At 61.4% G+C, this 2,589-nt stretch carries 4 protein-coding genes; 3 read left to right on the top strand and 1 reads right to left on the bottom strand.

The genetic code is table 11. The annotated features are described in order from the left end of the window. Positions 1 to 457, top strand: a 457-nt coding sequence (locus ACYVDE_RS19900; protein ID WP_460503280.1) for a murein hydrolase activator EnvC family protein, incomplete at its 5' end; no start/stop codon positions are given. A 226-nt stretch (positions 458 to 683) separates the two neighbouring features. Here the strand turns inward: ACYVDE_RS19900 and ACYVDE_RS19895 are convergent. Further along, positions 684 to 1,610 (bottom strand): GAF domain-containing DNA-binding protein, encoded by a 927-nt coding sequence (locus ACYVDE_RS19895; protein ID WP_460503279.1) that lies wholly within the window; start codon positions 1,608 to 1,610, stop codon positions 684 to 686. A 264-nt stretch (positions 1,611 to 1,874) separates the two neighbouring features. Between ACYVDE_RS19895 and ACYVDE_RS19890 the strand changes: the two genes are divergently transcribed. Both ACYVDE_RS19890 and ACYVDE_RS19885 read left to right on the top strand, forming a co-directional pair. Next, positions 1,875 to 2,264 carry a Sec-independent protein translocase subunit TatA/TatB gene (locus ACYVDE_RS19890; RefSeq protein WP_460503278.1) on the top strand — a complete coding sequence of 130 codons (390 nt, stop codon included), beginning with the start codon at positions 1,875 to 1,877 and terminating at the stop codon, positions 2,262 to 2,264. Positions 2,265 to 2,293: 29 nt separating this feature from the next. Next, positions 2,294 to 2,589 (top strand): Sec-independent protein translocase subunit TatA/TatB (locus ACYVDE_RS19885; RefSeq protein ID WP_460503277.1); only part of this gene is annotated, 296 nt, incomplete at its 3' end.

Raw genomic sequence — 2,589 nt, 5'->3', positions numbered from 1 at the left:
CCGCGCCGTGCGCATTGCCCTCACGCCCGAAACGGCCCTGGCCTCCTCATCCTTCGCCGGCAACCGCGGGCACCTGCCCTGGCCGGTGAGCCGCGGCTTCATTAGCCAGCGCTTTGGCCGGCACCCGCACCCGGTGCTGAAAAACGTGACGGTTGAGAACCGGGGCGTAGATATTCAGACCGATGCCGGCGAGGAGGTGCGCTCCTGCTTCGATGGCAAGGTACTCACCATCACCAGCATCGCGGGCATGAATACCATCGTCATGATTCAGCACGGCGACTTCTTCACGGTGTATGCCAAGCTGCGCTCGGTGAACGTACAGGAGGGCCAGCGCGTGCGGGCCCGCGAGGTGATTGGCACGGTGGCGACGGATGGCGACGGCACGTCCGAGGTGCAATTTCAGGTGTGGCACAACTCATCCAACCTGAACCCCGAAAGTTGGCTGGGGCATCGCTAAACAATGGTGCAAAAAAAAACCCGAACCAGAGGTGCGGGTCTTTCCGAGCTATGAAAACAAACTTAGCTGTCAGCTGAAGGGGATTTTCATCTGCTTCTGCCGATAACCGTATCAAAGATGCACTACCCGATAGAGCAGAGCAGGCGCATTTCGTTGAAATATCCAATTTAGCCGACGAACGACTGGTTTCGCCGTGCTAGGTGACACAATCGATTGGCAAACCAGCTTAAATCACCGTGAGGCGCGCCAACAAGCCAGCTTTATAGGAACTGCCGATGGACACGCGCACGGGTGTCCGGCTGGTCCCGCTGGTAGCTCCTTCGAGCGTGACAGCATCGCCCTCGATGGCAATAATGCGGTCGAGCCGCACAATATACTTGCGGTGGATACGGGCAAACTCGGTGCTGGGCAGCTTCGTTTCGAGGTCCTTCATCGTCCCGTACACGGTGAGGCGCTCGCGATTGAGGTACAGGTTCACGTAGTCGCCCAGCGCTTCGACGTACAACAGGTCGGCGGTTGGGATGCGGAGCAAGCGCTGGTCTTGCTTCACGAAAATCTCGGGGCGGCTGTAAGAAGGCATCAAGCCGTCGGTGCGGCCGGCCAGCCGGATGACGCCTTCCAGCTTTTGCCGCTCCTCATCGAGCAGCAGGCGGGTGCGGCGCAGCTCCAGGTGGGCCATTACCTGCCGGGCCAGCAGGCGCAGGGCGTCGCGCTGCCCGGCAGTCAGCGAGCGGGGCACGGTATCGAACGCGCAGAGTGTGCCCAGCGGATAGCCTTCGGGCGAGAGCAGCGGAATGCCCGCGTAGAACCGCACGTGCGGGGCCCCCACTACCATCGGGTTGTGAGCGTACTGCGCATCGGCGCGGGCATCGGGAATTTCGAATACGTCCGTCGCATACAGCGCGTACTGGCAGAAGGTCTGCTCGCGGGGTACTTCGTGTATCTCAACACCGACGCGCGCCTTTAGCCACTGCCGCTCGTTGTCGAGCAGCGACACCACGGCCATGGGCGTACCACACACATAAGCGGCCAATTGTGCCAGCTCGTTGAACACCGACTCGGGCTCGGTATCGAGAATACCGTAGCTGTGCAGCACTTCGAGGCGTTCCTGCTCGTCGGCAGCGGGGGGAACGGCGGGAGAAGGTATTTTCATAACGAATGAGAACCAGCTATTGTCGGTACGCAACGGGGCAACGGCCAACCGAATCTATTACAAAGCTACGGCCGACGTTCAAGCCGCCTTCGCACCTTCCGGCCAACGCGGGTGTTGTGGCGTTCAATCACAGTGTTTAGTGTGGCTAATGGCCGGTTCATCGGCAAAACATCTGCCGGGCGGTATCTTTGGCACGCCAAAACCCGTTCGGCTGCGTATATCCGTTTTTCCAACCCTCCACCGGGCCCAGGCGCCCACCCTCTGATGCTCCATTCCCTGTTCCTTATCGGCAGCTTCGGCACCACCGAAATTCTGCTAATCCTGTTTGTCATTATCCTGTTGTTCGGAGCCAAGCGCATTCCCGAGCTGTTCCGGGGCATGGGCCAGGGCGTGCGCGAGTTCAAGGATGCCACGGCCAAGCCCGAAGACCAGCAGCCCCAGTACCGCGACCAGCCCGGCCAAGCGCCTTACGGCCAGCAGCCTAACGGCTACCCCCAACAGCCCAACTACAACCAGCAGCAGCCGGGCTACGGCTACCCCCAGCAGCCCAACTACAACCAGCCGCCGCAGCAGTACGGCCAGCAGCCCAACGGCTACCCGCAGCCCACGCCCCCGGCCTACAACCCCAACGACCCCAACAACCAGCCGCGCTAACCCGCGTCTTCACCTAGCATTTACCAGCCATGCACAATCCCTTCGTCTTATTTCTGGGTGATATCGGCGGCTCCGAGCTTATCCTCATCATGGTCGTCATCCTGATTTTTTTCGGGGCCAATAAAATTCCGGAGTTGGCGCGCGGCCTTGGCAAGGGCATCCGCGAGTTCAAGGATGCCAGCACCGAAATCCGCCGCGAGTTCGAGCAGGCCGGCCAGCCCGCGCCCCAGAACCAGCAGTACCCGCCCTACCAGCAGCCCAACCCCTACGCCCCGCAGCCGCAGCACCAATCCACGCCGCTGCCCGTGGCCACCGAGCCCGGCTC

The organism is Hymenobacter agri, assembly GCF_054778495.1.
Note: the sequence above shows the minus strand (reverse complement) of the source record. Positions and strands in the feature narration are given on the sequence as shown.

Coding starts and splice junctions, on each gene's coding strand:
- ACYVDE_RS19895 (WP_460503279.1), bottom strand. CDS start 1,610: ATGAAAATACCTTCTCCCGCCGTTCCCCCCGCTGCCGACGAGCAGGAA.
- ACYVDE_RS19890 (WP_460503278.1), top strand. CDS start 1,875: ATGCTCCATTCCCTGTTCCTTATCGGCAGCTTCGGCACCACCGAAATT.